The 15730-nt window shown below is 64.8% G+C and carries 13 protein-coding genes and 1 pseudogene; 9 read left to right on the forward strand and 5 right to left on the reverse strand.

Annotated elements, in window-relative coordinates; genetic code table 11:
• The first annotated feature begins 456 nt into the window (after positions 1-456).
• Positions 457-2616, forward strand: a complete 2160-nt coding sequence (locus ASC76_RS25290; RefSeq protein WP_157615537.1) for a hypothetical protein — start codon at positions 457-459, stop codon at positions 2614-2616.
• Positions 2617-3616: 1000 nt separating this feature from the next.
• Here the strand turns inward: ASC76_RS25290 and ASC76_RS24670 are convergent.
• Positions 3617-3886 (reverse strand): SinR family protein, encoded by a 270-nt coding sequence (locus tag ASC76_RS24670; RefSeq protein WP_082549026.1) that lies wholly within the window; start codon positions 3884-3886, stop codon positions 3617-3619.
• A gap of 280 nt (positions 3887-4166) precedes the next feature.
• Here ASC76_RS24670 and ASC76_RS24675 point away from each other — a divergent pair, with 280 nt between their 5' ends.
• Both ASC76_RS24675 and ASC76_RS10550 read left to right on the forward strand, forming a co-directional pair.
• Positions 4167-4631, forward strand: coding sequence for a DMT family transporter (locus tag ASC76_RS24675; RefSeq protein WP_082549027.1), 465 nt, complete (start codon positions 4167-4169; stop codon positions 4629-4631).
• A gap of 7 nt (positions 4632-4638) precedes the next feature.
• On the forward strand, positions 4639-4977 hold the full coding sequence (locus ASC76_RS10550) for a DMT family transporter (RefSeq protein ID WP_056465241.1): 339 nt from the start codon (positions 4639-4641) through the stop codon (positions 4975-4977).
• A gap of 198 nt (positions 4978-5175) precedes the next feature.
• Here ASC76_RS10550 and ASC76_RS10555 read toward each other — a convergent pair whose 3' ends face one another.
• Positions 5176-5487, reverse strand: a complete 312-nt coding sequence (locus ASC76_RS10555; RefSeq protein ID WP_056465243.1) for a cupin domain-containing protein — start codon at positions 5485-5487, stop codon at positions 5176-5178.
• 78 nt (positions 5488-5565) lie between these two features.
• Entirely contained in the window at positions 5566-5769 is a 204-nt protein-coding gene (locus ASC76_RS24680; RefSeq protein WP_256364450.1) for an EamA family transporter, read from the reverse strand.
• Between the two features lie 732 nt (positions 5770-6501).
• Here ASC76_RS24680 and ASC76_RS25295 point away from each other — a divergent pair.
• Both ASC76_RS25295 and ASC76_RS25300 read left to right on the forward strand, forming a co-directional pair.
• Entirely contained in the window at positions 6502-7089 is a 588-nt protein-coding gene (locus ASC76_RS25295; protein ID WP_157615539.1) for a hypothetical protein, read from the forward strand.
• Positions 7090-7330: 241 nt separating this feature from the next.
• The gene (locus ASC76_RS25300; protein WP_157615541.1) at positions 7331-7921 is read left to right on the forward strand and encodes a hypothetical protein; all 591 of its coding nucleotides are present in this window, start codon (positions 7331-7333) and stop codon (positions 7919-7921) included.
• A 138-nt stretch (positions 7922-8059) separates the two neighbouring features.
• Here ASC76_RS25300 and ASC76_RS25305 read toward each other — a convergent pair.
• Positions 8060-8273 (reverse strand): annotated as a pseudogene (locus ASC76_RS25305) (IS3 family transposase); the annotation flags it as partial.
• Between the two features lie 265 nt (positions 8274-8538).
• Positions 8539-8718 carry a hypothetical protein gene (locus tag ASC76_RS25310; RefSeq protein ID WP_157615543.1) on the reverse strand — a complete coding sequence of 60 codons (180 nt, stop codon included), beginning with the start codon at positions 8716-8718 and terminating at the stop codon, positions 8539-8541.
• A 376-nt stretch (positions 8719-9094) separates the two neighbouring features.
• On the opposite strand from ASC76_RS25310, the gene ASC76_RS10560 reads away from it, so the two are divergent.
• From ASC76_RS10560 to ASC76_RS10575, 4 genes are read left to right on the forward strand one after another with little or no spacing between them, the layout of a single operon-like run.
• Entirely contained in the window at positions 9095-10555 is a 1461-nt protein-coding gene (locus ASC76_RS10560) for an efflux RND transporter periplasmic adaptor subunit (protein ID WP_056465245.1), read from the forward strand.
• Entirely contained in the window at positions 10555-12711 is a 2157-nt protein-coding gene (locus tag ASC76_RS10565) for a PqqD family peptide modification chaperone (protein ID WP_157615545.1), read from the forward strand. The genes ASC76_RS10560 and ASC76_RS10565 overlap by 1 nt, the downstream gene beginning before the upstream one ends.
• An 8-nt stretch (positions 12712-12719) precedes the next feature.
• A complete protein-coding gene (locus ASC76_RS10570; RefSeq protein ID WP_056465249.1) occupies positions 12720-14780 on the forward strand; it encodes a DEAD/DEAH box helicase in 2061 nt (686 codons plus the stop codon).
• On the forward strand, positions 14777-15727 hold the full coding sequence (locus tag ASC76_RS10575) for an efflux RND transporter periplasmic adaptor subunit (protein WP_162247108.1): 951 nt from the start codon (positions 14777-14779) through the stop codon (positions 15725-15727). The genes ASC76_RS10570 and ASC76_RS10575 overlap by 4 nt, the downstream gene beginning before the upstream one ends.
• Positions 15728-15730 lie beyond the last annotated feature (3 nt).

The following is a 15730-nucleotide window of genomic DNA, read 5'->3' on the forward strand; positions in this document are numbered from 1 at the left end:
GGTAGGAAGTCTGTGAGGGCACAAGGGGCGACGGGAGGGGAGAGATGAAAGGTCATCCCACGAATAGGTTCGTGGGTTTATCCCTTACCTTTAAAAGCCTGGCTTTAGCCCGGTGATCGCATTCTTAGGAGCTACTAAAGCGTCACGACTGCGCCTGACCGTCCGCTGGTTCCGACTGGCGTCTATCGGCAACCGGGTGACCACTGTGCAGCCGGCTCAATGCAAGATGCAGCGTCGCGGGCCGCCAGCCTAAACCCTGTGAAGCGCTACCTCGCGACGCAAGAGCGTGCACCCGCGGACGCAGATTTGCGAGATTTCCACGTCGTCGACCGAAACGCAACCGCCTCCTGTCCCTGTTGGCAATGCCTTTCCTGGCGTGCTGCATGATCGACTTCGAGAGAGGGCGAGATATAAGTGCCGCCGCTAGACCGAACACCACAACTTCCGGTCTACCTCGTGAACATCGGCCCCACAATTCTCAAGCCCCAACCCTGGGGAGACGGCTATGAAGAGTACGGCGCACTGCAAGCAATGGTTGACGGCCGGGACGACATCCCTCTTCCACCGCGCTTAAAGGTCGAGGTTGATGCCCGGACTTTCGATTCACTAAGTCAATTCACCTCGGTCGAAGCCCCTTCGGAACTGGCATTCGACATCGCGGAGATGTGGAGTCTGACTAGCTGGTCGAACAGATTGGGGGCGAGGGCTGCCGACTGCGAGCCCGTGCTCTTCTTGAACGTCGGTACGGTAGACCTGTTTCTGCAACTTCAGCTCTCAAGCTTGCATACGCGAATGCACTTTGACCGTTGGTGGTTCACGGGGAAGCTGCCGTTGACCTTCGTCTGCGCCACTTCTGGGAGTCATATCCATTCGCAGATTGACGCATGTCCTGGCATGCCGAGGCTCGCGTCAAGAAGAATGTATGGAACGCGGCTTTATCGAAAGAGTGCTGAAATTGAAGTGTGTGCCATGGTCATTGATATTGCGCATCGCAGGCGAACAGAGCTTCGCCGGATGGGTGTCGATGTATCGGTTCGCTCCATGTTCTTCGCGACATTTATGTCACCGGCGGACGCCCTATGGAACGACTTTTCGTCAATGGCGTTTGATGTCAGGACATTCATCGACTCTTCCAATCGCTCACATTTTTCACTCCTGCATCCTCCGCTAGGGAGCAAAGCGACTCGAAATTGGCCTATAGCTCCTACGGAAGACAATATATACAACTACCGCCACTGGCACGGGGAGGACGAAAGTGCGATGGACTCAGAGTTCGACCCACCGTGCGGCACCGTTGGCGAACGGTGGACCCGAACTGCGCTCAGTCCGCCGCCCTATCTCTCAAAAGTCATAGAAGAGGCTCGCCAAGTTTCTGCGATGGCCCTCCAGGACGGACCAGCAGGGTGGCTTTCGCCGCTCTTCGATGACGCAGGTGAGTCTTTCCAGCACAAGGGCGATCGCCTGCGTGGGCCGAAGCTTCGAGTGCTGAAGGCCTTTGGCGGCTTTCAGTTTCGCTCAGATAGCGCGGATGCCTGGCTGGCACGGGGGCCCATGCTCATAGGAGCACTCGCGAGAAAGGCCGCCTCCCTCAGGGTTGGATATCCCGACAGAGCCGTGGACAACGACAAGAACTACTGGCCTTGGTGTCAGGGCCCTGACCTACGCGCGGAATACGTGCATCAAATGGCGAGCCACCTCGCGGCGGGCGCAGTTATCAGAGCATTGGCCGACAAGTTCGCATGCCACCAACAGCTGTGGAGGCTTCATGAATGCTTCGACGTGGCGCTGCGGTGGCTCGAGGACGGCGTGGGTGAACTTCCCGACGAGAACTTCATTAAAACCATTTTGTGCGATGCTGGAAGCGCAGCGCGGGAGAAGGACACAACAACTAGGAATTGGCACCTCCCAATCGAGCTTCAGGCGCATGCGGAACGCCTCAATAAGCAAGATGTGGCGGCCAGCACGGTTCTTGATGGCGCTTCTCCGGACCTTGTACGCTCCTGGGGAATGGGAGGAGGACATGATTTTCAGTCGTTTTCGTTTCTCTATCGGCTACTCGCCCGCGTTCCATCGTTCACTATGGACGATGCCCAGAACTACATGGGGAAACTCAGAAACGCAGTAGCAGCGAAGTCCGCTAAAGGCGAACAAGCACTAAATGAATACCTGGACTTCTTGTGCACCAGCCTAACTAAGCTCAACGAGCTCCAAATGGCGCTTAAGGGCGAGGCGAGCTGGACCCGGGCGTGGCTAGGAAAGTTTCTGACGCTGTTAGACGCGCCTCGCGGCCCGACGTCTATCCGGAAGGAAGAGCGTTCGTGGAACTTGTCGCCCACGAGCGATGGCCTGCCCTTGCTACGCGTCGCTCTGCGCATGGACCCGGATGCATGTAGTGACTTGGACCCGCTCATCTGGATACAGGAAGAATTGGTGTTGCCTACACGAGAGACCTTGTTGGCTATTCTGTTGACTGAAAAGGACAAGCTGCCGGCTTGCTCTAGCTGGAAGGACGCTCTTTGGTTATCCATCGTTAACGAGACTACAGAAGCCATGGCCGCCGCCTTGAAGAAGGAGCAAAGCATTCGTGAGGCGGAATTCGCGGCGTGGTCCAGCTGACAGTCCTACATCGGCGCCGAATACGGGTGGCAAGCGGCAACGCGATTTCGCGCAGGCGCCCTGCAGGGCGCCGCCTGGATCGCGAACGCTTTCCTACATCTTCTCTCGTATTGTCATGTCACCCCAGATGTGGGAACCGCGCGCAGTTCAAGGCATGAAGTCTCAGCACTCTGAAGTGCGGTTCTAGCGTAGACCACGTCTCTTCACCCTGCAGCAAGAACCGCGCGCCGGCCAGGGGCAGCGGCCGAAGAAGTCGACCGCTCAAGAGCGAAGGTTTGGGGAACGAAGCGCTAGTTCCAACAGCACCCGGCTGAAATCGTCGCTGATATGTCCTGCGCTCGTGCAACCTCGCTTCGCCAGCCAGTCCCGGTAGAACTCTGCAGCACGAGCGTAATATCGAGTAGGCCCTACGAGCCGGTAAATGCGGCCGGTGGACGTACCCATGCACGATGTGCTCGCGTCGTACGTCTGGATCTGGCTGGATACCCGACAGCGCATGCGCTCAAAGTCGCATCCGACAAGATGGATGGTGGTCTGCCTGTGCGGGCCGGGGTGCCCGACTAGAACGACGCGCCACAGACCAAGGTCATAGTCTGGCGCGGCGGAGCCTCGATTGGATTCGGTCACCCTCATCGGATGCAATCTTCGCAGACGGGCAGCTCACAAGGTGAGCTACTTCATGTCACGACCGCCTTTGGCTATGTGATCCGCGGTCGTTCTGATTGGCTCCCTGCGGGGTTTGTTGCTTCATGCCCATTTTTGCGCCCACAGGTCAATGCTGCCACTGCTCTTCTTGTGTTGCGAATCTCGTCTTTATTCACGGTAGGTCGTGGGTCTGGCAAGTGCAGTGAAAGCCTGAGCGCGACTCGCTGATGTCACCCGCTTCGAAAGGACGGTCTTGAGTCGCTTAGTGGTTTACGAGGCCCAAGGCTACGAGCAGCGCTGGCGACTGATCGCCCGAACCGGGCCAATTTCTGGACAATCAGTAGGAGTCGTTATCTCAGAGGTTGTTCTTTATCCAAGACTCACAGTCGCCAGTGAACCCGGCCCACGAGGAGCCTTTTGCAACCGGATTGACAAGCAGCTTGTCGTTTGCATCCATCACGGCCCACAACTTGGTCGCGATATCCAGTGCAGACATTGACGAAGAAACCATCCAAGTCGACGTCAAGCAGTGCCACCAACTGCCGCATGCCTTGATGGCTTCAAACAGTTCTGGATAGTTCTGACCCGGGCGATTGAGGTCATAGGAGATCACGTACACGGTCATCAGTAGCTCCGTTGGCTGTCGACATGGCAGCTGTAGCATCGTCGACGACGGCTGCTGGCGTGCGCCGGAACTGTAAAGTCTTTAGGTGATTGCAGCCCTCATCCATAAGGATGAGGAGCGAGCTCGCATAGCTGCCGCTGTGTCCGAGCTACGTAGGATCCGGTCCGCGGTGTGAAACTGATTCGCTACGTCAACACGCGCTCTCGCTGAGGTGCGGAAAGCGGTGTGGCGTACCCGAGAGCACGCAGGCTCGTTGGTAGCGCACGCAAGAAGCTGACAGATGCCGGTAGTTCTTTGGGCATGCGCTTTCCCTGCAATCCGGGCTGCACTGACTTCATTTCAACCCGGCGAACTCGCCGCCCTTCTCTTTAGCATTGCGTCCATTGTCCTGGGCGCGTACATGGCGCTTGTCAGACCTGCAGCGCCGGCATTGAGGGACGTACCTAGAATCGTGGTTGCCGGGGCCTTGGGCATTGCAGCTTACAAATTGCTTTTGAACTCAGGTGAGTTGACGGTTGACGCAGGGACCGCTGCATTCATCGTCAACATGGCCCCTATTTTCACGGCGATATTCGGGATGCTTTTTCTGAAGGAGCGGTCGCGGGTCTGGGCATGGAGCGGCTTCGCGATCAGTTTCAGCGGCATCGCCGTCATTGCTTCGACTCAAGGTACGCTGCAGTTCAAGTCGGGGACCCTGCTCGTGCTCGGGGCCGCTGTTTGCATGGCCGCTCAGTTCGTACTTTAAAAGCCCGATGGCCCGCTACGGCGCCTTGCCTGTGACCGCATGGCTTATCTGGATCTGGACGGGAACACTTCTGCTGATGCCGTTCGCGCCCGCCGCTCTCGACGCCTTGAAGACCGCATCTTCAACAGCCATCCTTTCCATCGTATTCCTGGGAGTTAGACCGGCTGCTATCGCGTATCTCGCCTGGTCGTACGCCATGGCGCGTTTGCCCGTCAGCCGAGCAGTCAGTTTCTTGTACCTGGTGCCGCCGATCTCGACCGTCATCAGTGTCGTCTGGCTGCATGAGGCCCCTGCAGTGGGGGCAATCATGGGTGGCTTGTTAGCCCTCACCGGTGATCATTGTTAACACCATAGGGAAACAACCAATCACTGCGGCACCCGCGGTTCGGACATAGGCCCTGGCAAACGGAACGTGCCAATCAGACCTTCGGAGCGGTGCTTCAGGCACAGCGCTAGCGCTGGAGGTTTGCTCGACTCGGCACAGATTCACTGCTGAGAGCTAACACTGCGCCGCTAGCGCCGGTGAGGCCGATTTCCCCGAAACTTAAACGGTACCTTCTGACTCCACGACCAGTATCCGCGCCTCACCCACTGGGTGAGCCACATGCTCGGTCCCTATTGACGCGAAGAACACATCGCCAGCCGCGAGTTGTGCCTTGTGTTCCACGCCATCCACCCGGTAGTACATATCAACTTCGCCGTCTAGCACTGCGAAGACTTCCTCACCCTCGTTCGTGTGCCACTTGTAGGGCTCGTTAGTCCAATGAACCCGAGTCGTGATTCCGCGCATGTTTGCCACGGGGATCGCATCCCAGGCTCTGGTTCCGGTGAAATCCCGCGTTCGGATGATTTTCATGATTGATCGTCAAGAGTTTAGCGAAGAGATTCCGCCCATGGGACGACTTGCTACATGCATTCGCTCGAGGCTGGAGATTCAAGCTGTAGTTGATCGCCGCCACAACAGGAGCACGCCGCGAAGGATGACGCCCGCGGAAATGGCCTCGAACGGTGTGACCTGCTTGTTAGCGAGCCAGACCCCAAGCAGCATCGCGATTACAGGGTTTACGAGCGTATAGCCGGCAGCTACCGCAGCTGACGCGCGGGACAAGAGGACCATGTATGCATCGAAGGCGATCAATGAGCCGAAAACGAGCGGTCATCAGTAGCTCCGTTGGCTGTCGACATGGCAGCTGTAGCATCGTCGACGACGGCTGCTGGCGTGCGCCGAAACTGTAAAGTCTTTAGGTGATTGCAGCCCTCATCCATACGGATGAGGAGCGAGCTCGCATCAGCTGCCGCTCTGTCCGAGCTACGTAGGATCCGGTCCGCGGTGTGAACGTCAACACGCGCTCTCGCTGAGGTGCGGAAAGCGGTGTGGCGTACCCGAGAGCACGCAGGCTCGTTGGTAGCGCACGCAAGAAGCTGACAGATGCCCTGTCGGTTGTTCTCGCTCGCATCGCAGCCACCGGTGCACTGTGAGCCTGAATGCTCGTCAACTGCCCAAACAGTCCACGGAAGTGTCCGGAGATGAGACCGTTTGGCAAGACCGGCTGGGGTTAACAAGCGCCAAGTCGGACATCGGGGCATTGCGGATGACGATTCATCGCTTGCTTCATGGGAGTTAACCGTCTAACGCGGCGTGAAAGCACCCATTCAGCCGCTCCTCGATTACGCGCAGATGCGAGTCAAGCGCGCCCCCGGGCCGCTTTCCACAAGGAACATCCTCATTTCACGGAGTCTTGGAGCCATGTCTCCCTCTGCCTCGCGCCATGCGCCAAGAACGTGAACTTGTCACGTCGAAGCCAATAACTCCGGCGCATATAAGCTGGCTTCCTAAACGTGTCCTAGCCATCTACCTCATAGGACAGCCATGCAGACCATCTTCGGTTCCAAACCACACGCGCGACCGCCGTCAATTTCGACGCACTTCGCGATGATGACCGACCTCAGCCGCTATTCCCCCACTGCGCCCGAGCATCACTCGTCTCCTGTACCCGGTGTAGTGATGAGGCTCGAGCAATATTTGCCCAACCCTGATAGCCAAGAAAAGTACAGCGGATGCCTCCTGGACAGTGACTCGCAGCCGCCAACGGCCGTGTACGCGATGACGCTCGGTCAGCACGTATTCGTTGAGTTGCTTAATCCCCTAGACCCGGCTCTTCGCAAAGCTATGGAGCAACATAGAGACGCTATGACGTTCCCTCAGCTGATTATCGGTAAAGGAGGTAACGCGAAGCCGCGCTTACCTCGAATGCGCCACTGGGATGTCGCGCTGGCGGAAACTGAAGGACGTGGGTCAGTTGACCCGGAGATTTGGCTCTTAAGCGCACAGCGTATTGCTGAGGATTTGCCTGATGCCTATCGGACGAGCGGCCGATTCAATTCAGCCAGCCACTTTCACATGTACTTTGTCGTGCCTGATGATGAGAATCACCCGCTCCACTGGCGAGTAAGGTGACCCACCTCGGTTTCAAGTGCTTTACAGCGGCCGACCAAACATTGGCTGTTTTTTTGTTATGCCTCAGCTTGCGATGCTGCCAGCCAGGAGAGCCTTACCCAGATCCTGGTAAGCGAAAAAGGAAGTGCCGTTGCTTCTTCTTCGGGACTAGCGTTAATTTGTCACGCTAGGGTCTGGAAAAGAGGCTGCGTATAAAGTGGCCTCGCTACATGAGTCCTAGGCATTCACTTCGAGGACTCTCATGCATCCGAACAACCGAATTAAGATTTTTGCTAAACCAAGACCAATCACCAAGCACTTCGCCCTGATGACCGACCTGACGCGCATCTTGCCGGCGGCTCCAGACCACCCGCACTCGCGCCTCCCGGGAATTCTCTTGGGCCTCGATACCAACCTGCCGATTCGTACTCCCCAGGACCAACAATTCGGGATATTGCTCAACGGAGACAGTTCAACCCCCACAGCATTGTTCGTAATCACAGTTGGGCACCATGTCTTCATGCAACTGCTGAATCCCTTGGACGCCGCACTTCGTAGCGCCATGAAACAGCACCACGACGCGGAATGCTTGCCACAGCTGGTTGTCGCCAAGGACGGCCTGCTCTGTTTAAGCCTCCCGAAGGTACCGTTTTGGCACACTGCACTTGCCGATACAGAAGGTAGAGCAAGAGTCGATGCTGTCGAGTGGTTGGCCGGTGCAGAGCAACTCGTCGATGCATTGCCCGCTTGCCTAGAGGATTCGGTACCGCTGCTCCGCGCCTGCAAGTGGTATCACGCCTTCTTCGTGGTGCCCGACGATGAAAGTCACCCGCTTTATTCGCGAGTGACCTGACAAGGGTGTCAGTCATTCCTCGGACGACCGCCAGATGGCGATCGTCCCTTTTTTCGTCGCCAAACGAGTGTGGCTGCGCGAAACCCTAATGACTGGCACGTGGGCTCGGGACGTCGTTGCTGGATCTCGTTGGCCGAGGCGCTCTAGCTCGTTGACGCGCTGCGCTTCGGAAGTGGTCACGCCCTCGCGGACGCCAGCATCAGCCTCCTGCAGCTTCACCCATCCGAGCAGCGTCTGTGGTCTGCAACCGATCTTCAGAGCGATCGACTCCACGGCGGCCCACAGCGACGGGAATCGGCTCGTGCTCCTGCACGATCCGTGCGCCGCGCGCACGAACATTCACGTCATGCAACCGGTCGCCGAATTCGGAGTTTCTCAGGCTTTCACCCCAGTCGCATCAAAGCAAAAAAACCGACGTTGCTTCGATTTGGGGATGTAGGCTTCATCTCCGCGATCTCAGCCCATGCGCGATTTCTTCCCAAGCTGAAAGCTAAACACCACGACTGAACCTAGGTTTACATCTATGCAATGCCTGAACCGACTCTTGCCTTCCTCGCAGAGAAGTACATAGGGAATGAGGTGTCGTGGAATTAGCCAGAGCCGGTGACGGACTGCCGCTAGAGCTTCTCAGTTAGCTCCCGCCGCCGCGCATCGATGCGGCTCTGAATGCGGTCGAAGACTTGGTTTGCCGGACGCGACAGCCCCGTACGCAGATAGGCCTGCCACGCGCGTTCGCCGGCAGCAAAAAACTCTGCCTGCGTCAGCGCACGGCGGAATGCTGGAACTGCGTCTTTCATGGTTCGCACCGTAGCACCGAAAGCCTTGCGCCATGTCTTCCGAATGACCCGAGTCTGCTTAGGGCCGCGCTTACGCTATTTCGGGATGCGAAATCCGGTTTACGAAATGTCTGTCAAGCGTTGGTGCATCTAAGGCGTGAAAGTCAGTTCACGTTATTGCTGCGCGGCCAATAAGCACCATCAAGCAAATCGCCGACTTACACGCGAATGAGTTCGCGCTATTCGTTGGCATTGCCACAACTTTCTCGTCATTGTCCCAATGCTGACAAACGCTGCAGCGCCCGGCCGCGCGTCTGCTCAAGCGGGTTCCGTCCCACGTCGAAGAGCTTCACAAGCCGGACAGCCGGACTGCCGTTCGACCCCACGCCCCACCCGCATGACACTCGCCGCCCCGCCGATCTCCCCCTCGACACTGGCCGACCTGGCCGGCTCGCCCGGGGTCGCGCAGCGCTCGGACGCCGATCTGGCGCGTCGCGCGCTGGTGCTGCAAGCCGCGGTACTGGCCCACGCGACGATGAAGCCGGCCGCGACCGCCTTCGCGACCGAGCTGGCGGCCGGATTCGGCTGCGCGCGGGTCACCCTCGGCTTCGTCCGCCGCAGCGTGATCGAGCTCGTCGCCACCTCGCACGGCCGCGGCGATGCGCTGGTGGGCGCAGGTTTCGACGCGATCGCCGCGGCGATGGACGAGTCGGTCCAGCAAGGCGCGAGCGTCCACCTGCCGGCCCAACCCGGGGCGCGCTCGGTGATCCGGATCGCCCACCTGCGTCAGCTGCAGCGCCAGGGTGGCGCCATCGCCAGCGTGCCGCTGCTGCATGCCGGGGACGTGGTGGGCGCCGTCAGCTGCGAATGGGCCGCGGTGCCGGCCGCGCTGGCGAACGAGGTCGACCGCATCGAAACCCTGGTCAACCTGATCGGCCCGGTGCTGAACCTGATGCGGCTGCGCGAAGCGCCGTGGCATGAGCGGGCCCGCGGCGTGGTGCGCCGTGGCCTGCAGCGCCTGCGGGACCTGCACGACCGGCGCGTGCAGGTACTGCTGGCCGCCGGCGTGCTCGGCCTGGCCGCGCTCTGCGCGGTGCCGGCGCCGTACCGCGTCGGTGGGCACGCGCGCGTCGAGGGCCTGCTGCAGCGCTCGGTGGTCGCCCCCGCAGACGGTTATCTCAAGACGGTGCATGTGCGCCCGGGCGACCACGTGACGCAAGGCCAGGTGCTGGTCGAGATGGCCGACCAGGACCTGCAGCTGCAACGCCGCAAGTGGGCCAGCGAGCTGGGCCAGCACGAGAGCGCCCATGCGCTGGCGCTGGCCCGCGCCGATCGGTCGGCCCTGGTCGTCGCGCTCGCGCGCGCCGACCAGGCCCGCGCGCAGCTCGCGATGGTGGACGCGGACATCGCCCGCGCCCGGATCGTCGCCCCGCTGGACGGCGTCGTGATCCAGGGCGATCTGGCGCAGGCGATCGGCTCGCCGGTGGAGCGGGGCAAGCCGCTGCTGGTGATCGCGCCGAGCGCGGCCTACCGCATCGTCGTCGAGGTCGACGAGCGCGACATCGGCCAAGTGCAGGCCGGCCAGCCGGGGGCGCTCGCGCTCGGCGCGCTGCCGTGGGACACGCTGCCGATCGCGGTGAGCCGCGTCACGCCGATCGCGCGCAGCGTCGACGGCCACAACGTGTTCGAGGTCGAGGCCGAACTGAGCGGCGCCGCCCGTGCCGACGTCGCCGCGCACATCCGGCCCGGGCTGGAAGGCGTCGCCAAGCTGACCGTGGACCAGCGCCCGCTCGCCTGGGCCTGGTCGCATCGACTCGTCGACTGGGTGCGCCTGAAGGCGTGGGCGTGGTGGGCGTGATGCAGGAGACCCTGTTCAGCCCGCGCTGGTACCGCGTCGCCTCGCTGCGGCCGCAATTGCGCGCCCAGGTCGAGCTGCGCCGGCAGGACCAGCGCGGCGTCGCGTGGTTCCTGCTGCTCGACGAATCGTCCGACGAGGTGCGGCGCCTGAACCGCCTGGCCTATGAATTCGTCGGCCGCTGCGACGGCACGCTGACCGTCCAGGAGATCTGGGAGGCACTGCTCGCCGCCCGCCCCGAGGAGGCGATGACGCAGGACGAGATCGTGCGCCTGCTGATGGCGCTGCACGAGCGCGGACTGGTCGACTTCGATCGGGCGGCGAACGTCGAGGCGGTGTTCCGCGCGCGCGCCGTCAAGCGACGGCGCCAGCGCCTGCAGGGCGTCAACCCGCTCGCCTTCCGGCTCGCGATGTTCGATCCGTCGGCGCTGTTGACCCGGCTGCAGCCGCTCGCGCCGTGGGTCTTCTCGAGCGGCATGCTGGCGCTGTGGCTGGTCGGCGTGCTGTGCGCCGCCACGTCCGCCGCGATGCAGGCCGGCGGGCTGTTCGCGCACGCCGCGCGGCTGCTGGCCTCGCCCGGCTACGTTTTCATGACCTGGTTGATGTACCCGCTGATCAAGGCGGTGCACGAAGCCGCGCATGCGCTGGCGGTGCAGCGCTGGGGCGCCGCGGTGCACCAGGCCGGCGTGACGCTGCTGATGCTGACGCCGGTGCCGTTCGTCAACGCCTCGGCCGCCGACGGCTTCCGCCACCGCCACCAGCGCGCGCTGGTCAGCGCCGCCGGCATCATGGCCGAGCTGGCGATCGCGGCGCTCGCGCTGGCCGTCTGGTCGGTCGTGCAGCCCGGCCTGGTGCAGGACCTGGCGCTGCTCGCGGTGCTGATCGGCGCGGTCTCGACCGTGCTCGTCAACGGCAACCCGCTGATGCGTTTCGACGGCTACTACCTCTTCTGCGACCTGCTCGACCTGCGCAACCTCGGCCTGCGCAGCACCCAGTGGTGGACCCAGTGCCTCGCCCGCGTCCTGCTCGGCACGCCGCCGGCCGCCCCGCTGCGCCCGCTGCCGGGCGAGCGCGTGTGGCTCGCGGCGTACGCGCCGCTGGCGACCCTCTACCGGTTCGCGCTCGCGCTCGCCGTCGGCCTGTGGGTCGGCAGCTTCTCGGCGCTGCTCGGCGTCGCCATCGGCATCTTCATCGTCTACGGCACCGTGCTCAAGCCGCTGCGGGCCGGCCTGCGCGTGGTCTTCGGCAGCGGCTCGCTGCGCGGCGTCTTGCGCGGCGTGGCGGCCGGCGCCGCCCTGTGCGTCGCCCTCACGCTGATCCCGGTGCCGTTCAGCACGCTGGCGCAAGGCGTCGTCTGGCTGCCCGAGCGCGCGCAGATCCGCGCCGGCACCGACGGCTTCATCGCGCAGTTCGCCGCGCGCGACGGCCAGCGCGTGCACGCCGGCGAACTGATCGCGACGCTGCGCGACGACCGGCTGCAAGCCACGGCCGCGGCCCTGGCCGCCGACGCGACCGATCTGGAGGTCGCGATGTTCCAGGCCCAGGCCAACGAGCCCGACAAGGTGCCCGCGCTGCGCGAGAAGCTCGCCTACAGCCGCGCCGAGGCCGCGCGCAACGACGAGAAGATCGCGCAGCTCGAACTGCGCGCGCCAGCCGACGGCGTGCTCGTGGTGCCGCACCAGGCCGATCTGGTCGGCAGCCATTTCAAGAAGGGCGACCTGGTCGGCCACCTGATCACCGGCGACCCGCTGACCGTGCGCGTCGCGCTGCCGCAGGAGCAGGCCGACCTGGTGCGCCGCCGCACCGGCAGCGCGTCCCTCCCCGTGGGTGTACGCCTGGCCGAGGACCCGGGCCGCCTGCGAACCGGCAGCGTGCGACGCGACATGGACGGGGCCGTCACGCGCCTGCCCAGCGCCGCGCTCGGGGAACTCGGCGGGGGCGCCATCGCGATCGACCCGACCGAGAAGGACGGCATGACCCCGCGCGCGCCGGTGGTGCTGTTGGACGTGGAGCTCGCCGGCGTCCGGCCGGCCGACATCGGCGAGCGCATCGGTGCGCGCGCGCTGGTGCGCTTCGATCACGGCACCCTGCCCGTGGTGCAGCAGGCGCTGCGCCAGCTGCGGCAGCTCGTGCTGCAGCACTTCAACCCCGCTGGATGAGACCCGTCATGACTCCGCGCTTCGATGGCGCCCACGCGCTGCCCTTTCCCGGCATCCGCTGGGGCGACTACCCCGAACTGGCCGAACCCGGCGGCGCCACGCCCGACGCGCCGCCGCGCCGCACCGGCCGGCCGTTCGGCGCCCGCGAGGCCGCGCGCCGCCTCGAGCGCGTGCGCGCGCACGCCGGCGCCTGGGCGACCCTGACCGAGTCGGCGCTCCTCGACGCGCGGCACGACCTGCACCTGGCGATCGCGCGCCACGGCCTGGCCACCCAGCAGGCCGATCGCTGCTGCGCCTTCGTCGTCGAGGCGGCGCGGCGGGCGCTCGGCCAGCGGGCCTACGACGGCCAGGTGCTGGCCGCGCTGCACATGCTCGACAACCGGCTCGCCGAGATGGCGACGGGCGAGGGCAAGTCGCTCGCGGTGGCGCTCGCCGCGGGCATGGCGGGGCTCGCCGGCATCCCGGTCCACGTGATCACCGCCAACGACTACCTGGTGGTGCGCGACGCGCGGACCTTCAAGCCGCTGTTCGAGCGGCTCGGCCTCGGGGTCGCCAGCGTCGTGCAGCGCGACCAGCCGGACGCGCGCCGCAGCGCCTACGCGCACGCGATCGTCTACGTCACAGCCCGCGAAGTCGCGTTCGACTACCTGCGCGATCGCCTGTCGCACGGCGGCGGCAGCTCGGCGCTGCAGCAGCGCGTCGACGCGATCGCGCAGCGCGCGAGCGGTGGCGATCGGCCGCAGCGCCTGCTGCGCGGCCTGTGCATGGCGATCGTCGACGAGGCCGACTCGATCCTGATCGACGAAGCGCAGACGCCGCTGGTCCTGTCGCGCGAGGTCGACGCCAGCGCCGGCCGCGCCTTCCTGTGGCAGGCCTGGGCGCTGTCGGGCCGGCTCGACGCCGGGCGCGACTTCGTGCCGCACCCGCGCGAGCGCCGCGTCACGTTGACCGACGCCGGCCGCGCGCGCATCGGCGCGCTGGCCGCCCGGCTGCAACCGGTCTGGAAGAACGCCCGCCACCGCGAGGACACGATCGCCACCGCACTCGCGGCCCGCCACGTGCTGCAGCGCGACCTCGACTACATCGTGATCGCACCGGCGGCCGGCGCGGCGCCCGGCGCCGCCGACCCCCGCGGTGCCGCGATCGCGATCGTCGACCCGACCACCGGCCGCATCGCCGAAGGCCGCCGCTGGGCCAGCGGGCTGCACGCGCTCGTCGCGATCAAGGAAGGCTGCCGGCCCGACGCCGATCTCGAGACGCTGGCGCGGATCACGTTCCAGCGCTTCTTCCGCCGCTACCACCGCCTCGGCGGCATGAGCGGCACGCTGCGCGAGGCACGCGGCGAGCTGGCGCGCGTCTACGGCCTGGCGACCGTGGCGATCGCGCCGCGACGCCCGAGCCAGCGGGCGCAGTGGCCGATGCGCTTGTACGCCACCGATGCCGCGCGCTGGGACGCCGTGGTGCAGCGCGCGCGGCAACTGGCGTCGTACGGGCGCCCGGTGCTGATCGGCACCGATTCGGTCGCCGACTCGGCGGCGCTGACGGCGCAGCTGCGGCGCGCGGGCATCCCGCCGGCGCTGCTGAACGCCAACTTCGATGCCGACGAGGCCGCGATCGTCGCGCGCGCCGGCGTCGCCGGCCAGGTGACCGTGGCGACGCTGATGGCCGGCCGCGGCACCGACATCGTGCCGGACGAGCGCGCGCTGCAGGCCGGCGGCCTGCACGTGATCGCCTGCCAGCACAACGCCTCGCGCCGGCTCGACCGCCAGCTCGCCGGCCGCGCCGGGCGGCAGGGCCAGCCGGGCAGCGTGGAAGTCTGGCTGTCGCTGGAATCGACCGGCTTCTCGATCGACCGACCCATGGCCGCTGTCGCCCGACTCGCGCGGGCGTTCGTGCTCGAGCGAGAAGTGCAATGGCCCGGGCGCCTTCTGTCCACGCTGCTGTCGCTGCAGCAACGCCGCCGCGAAGCCCGAGCGGCGCGCGCGCGCACCGCGCTGCTGAGCGTCGACGGCGCACTCGAACAGCGCCTCCCGTTCGGCCACGACCGACTCACCAAGGACCACTCATGACTGCCTCCCGACTGTTGTCGGCCGCACTGCCGATCGCGCTGACCGCCTGCCTCTTCACCGCCCCGCCCGGCCGGGCGCAGGCCCAGACTCCCTTTCCTTCGAGCGCGTCGTCATCCGCATTGCTCGCCTGCCTGATCGTGCCCGACCGCGTCGCCGAACTCGGCAGCCCGGTGATCGGCGTGGTCGACGAGGTGCTGGTCGAGCGCGGCGACACCGTTCGCAAGGGCCAGGTGCTGGCCCGCCTGCGCGCGGAGGTCGAACGCGCCGCCAGCAACGTGGTGCGCTCGCGCGCCGACAGCGAGGCCGAATTACGCGGCGCGATCGCCGGCCACGACCTGGCGCAGCAGAAGCTCGAGCGCACGCGCTCGCTGGCGGCGCAGAACTTCGTCTCGGCCCAGGCGGTCGAGCAGGCCGAGGCCGAGCAGCGCGTCGCGAAGGAGCGCATGCAGCAGGCCCGCGAGCAGCTCGGCACGAGTGCGCGCGAGGTCACCAGCGCGCAGGCGCAGCTCGCGCAGCGCATCCTGCGCGCGCCATTCGACGGCGTGATCACCGAGCGCTACGTGAACCCCGGCGAACGCGTCGAGGACAAGCCGATGCTGAAGATCGCGGTCATCAGCCGCCTGAAGGTCGAGGTCGTCGCGTCGACCAGCCTGTTCGGCAGCCTGCGGCTCGGCCAGGAGCTGAGCGTGCAGCCCGAGCTGGCCGGCAGCGGGCCGCGCACGGCCCGCATCGCCCAGATCGACCGCGTGCTCGAGCCGGCGAGCAACACCTTCCGCCTGCGCCTGGACTTGCCGAACGACGACGGCGCCCTGCCCGCCGGCCTGCGCTGCAAGGCCGCGCTGGCCGGCCCGCCCGGGCCGGCGCGCGGGGCGGTGCGCTCCGGCCTCGAACTCACGCCGGCCTCGACCGGCCCGACCGGCGCGCGCCCCGCCCCGGCGACCCGCTGACCC

This window comes from Rhizobacter sp. Root404 (assembly GCF_001425865.1).
GTDB lineage: Bacteria > Pseudomonadota > Gammaproteobacteria > Burkholderiales > Burkholderiaceae_C > LMDS01.

What these genes read in the sequence shown, in the direction of transcription:
- ASC76_RS24670 (WP_082549026.1), bottom strand. Translation starts at nt 3,886, where the DNA reads ATGACCGTGTACGTGATCTCCTATGACCTCAATCGCCCGGGTCAGAAC.
- ASC76_RS24675 (WP_082549027.1), top strand. Translation starts at nt 4,167, where the DNA reads ATGCCGGTAGTTCTTTGGGCATGCGCTTTCCCTGCAATCCGGGCTGCA.
- ASC76_RS10550 (WP_056465241.1), top strand. Translation starts at nt 4,639, where the DNA reads ATGGCCCGCTACGGCGCCTTGCCTGTGACCGCATGGCTTATCTGGATC.
- ASC76_RS10555 (WP_056465243.1), bottom strand. Translation starts at nt 5,487, where the DNA reads ATGAAAATCATCCGAACGCGGGATTTCACCGGAACCAGAGCCTGGGAT.
- ASC76_RS25295 (WP_157615539.1), top strand. Translation starts at nt 6,502, where the DNA reads ATGCAGACCATCTTCGGTTCCAAACCACACGCGCGACCGCCGTCAATT.
- ASC76_RS25300 (WP_157615541.1), top strand. Translation starts at nt 7,331, where the DNA reads ATGCATCCGAACAACCGAATTAAGATTTTTGCTAAACCAAGACCAATC.
- ASC76_RS25310 (WP_157615543.1), bottom strand. Translation starts at nt 8,718, where the DNA reads ATGAAAGACGCAGTTCCAGCATTCCGCCGTGCGCTGACGCAGGCAGAG.
- ASC76_RS10560 (WP_056465245.1), top strand. Translation starts at nt 9,095, where the DNA reads ATGACACTCGCCGCCCCGCCGATCTCCCCCTCGACACTGGCCGACCTG.
- ASC76_RS10565 (WP_157615545.1), top strand. Translation starts at nt 10,555, where the DNA reads ATGCAGGAGACCCTGTTCAGCCCGCGCTGGTACCGCGTCGCCTCGCTG.
- ASC76_RS10570 (WP_056465249.1), top strand. Translation starts at nt 12,720, where the DNA reads ATGACTCCGCGCTTCGATGGCGCCCACGCGCTGCCCTTTCCCGGCATC.
- ASC76_RS10575 (WP_162247108.1), top strand. Translation starts at nt 14,777, where the DNA reads ATGACTGCCTCCCGACTGTTGTCGGCCGCACTGCCGATCGCGCTGACC.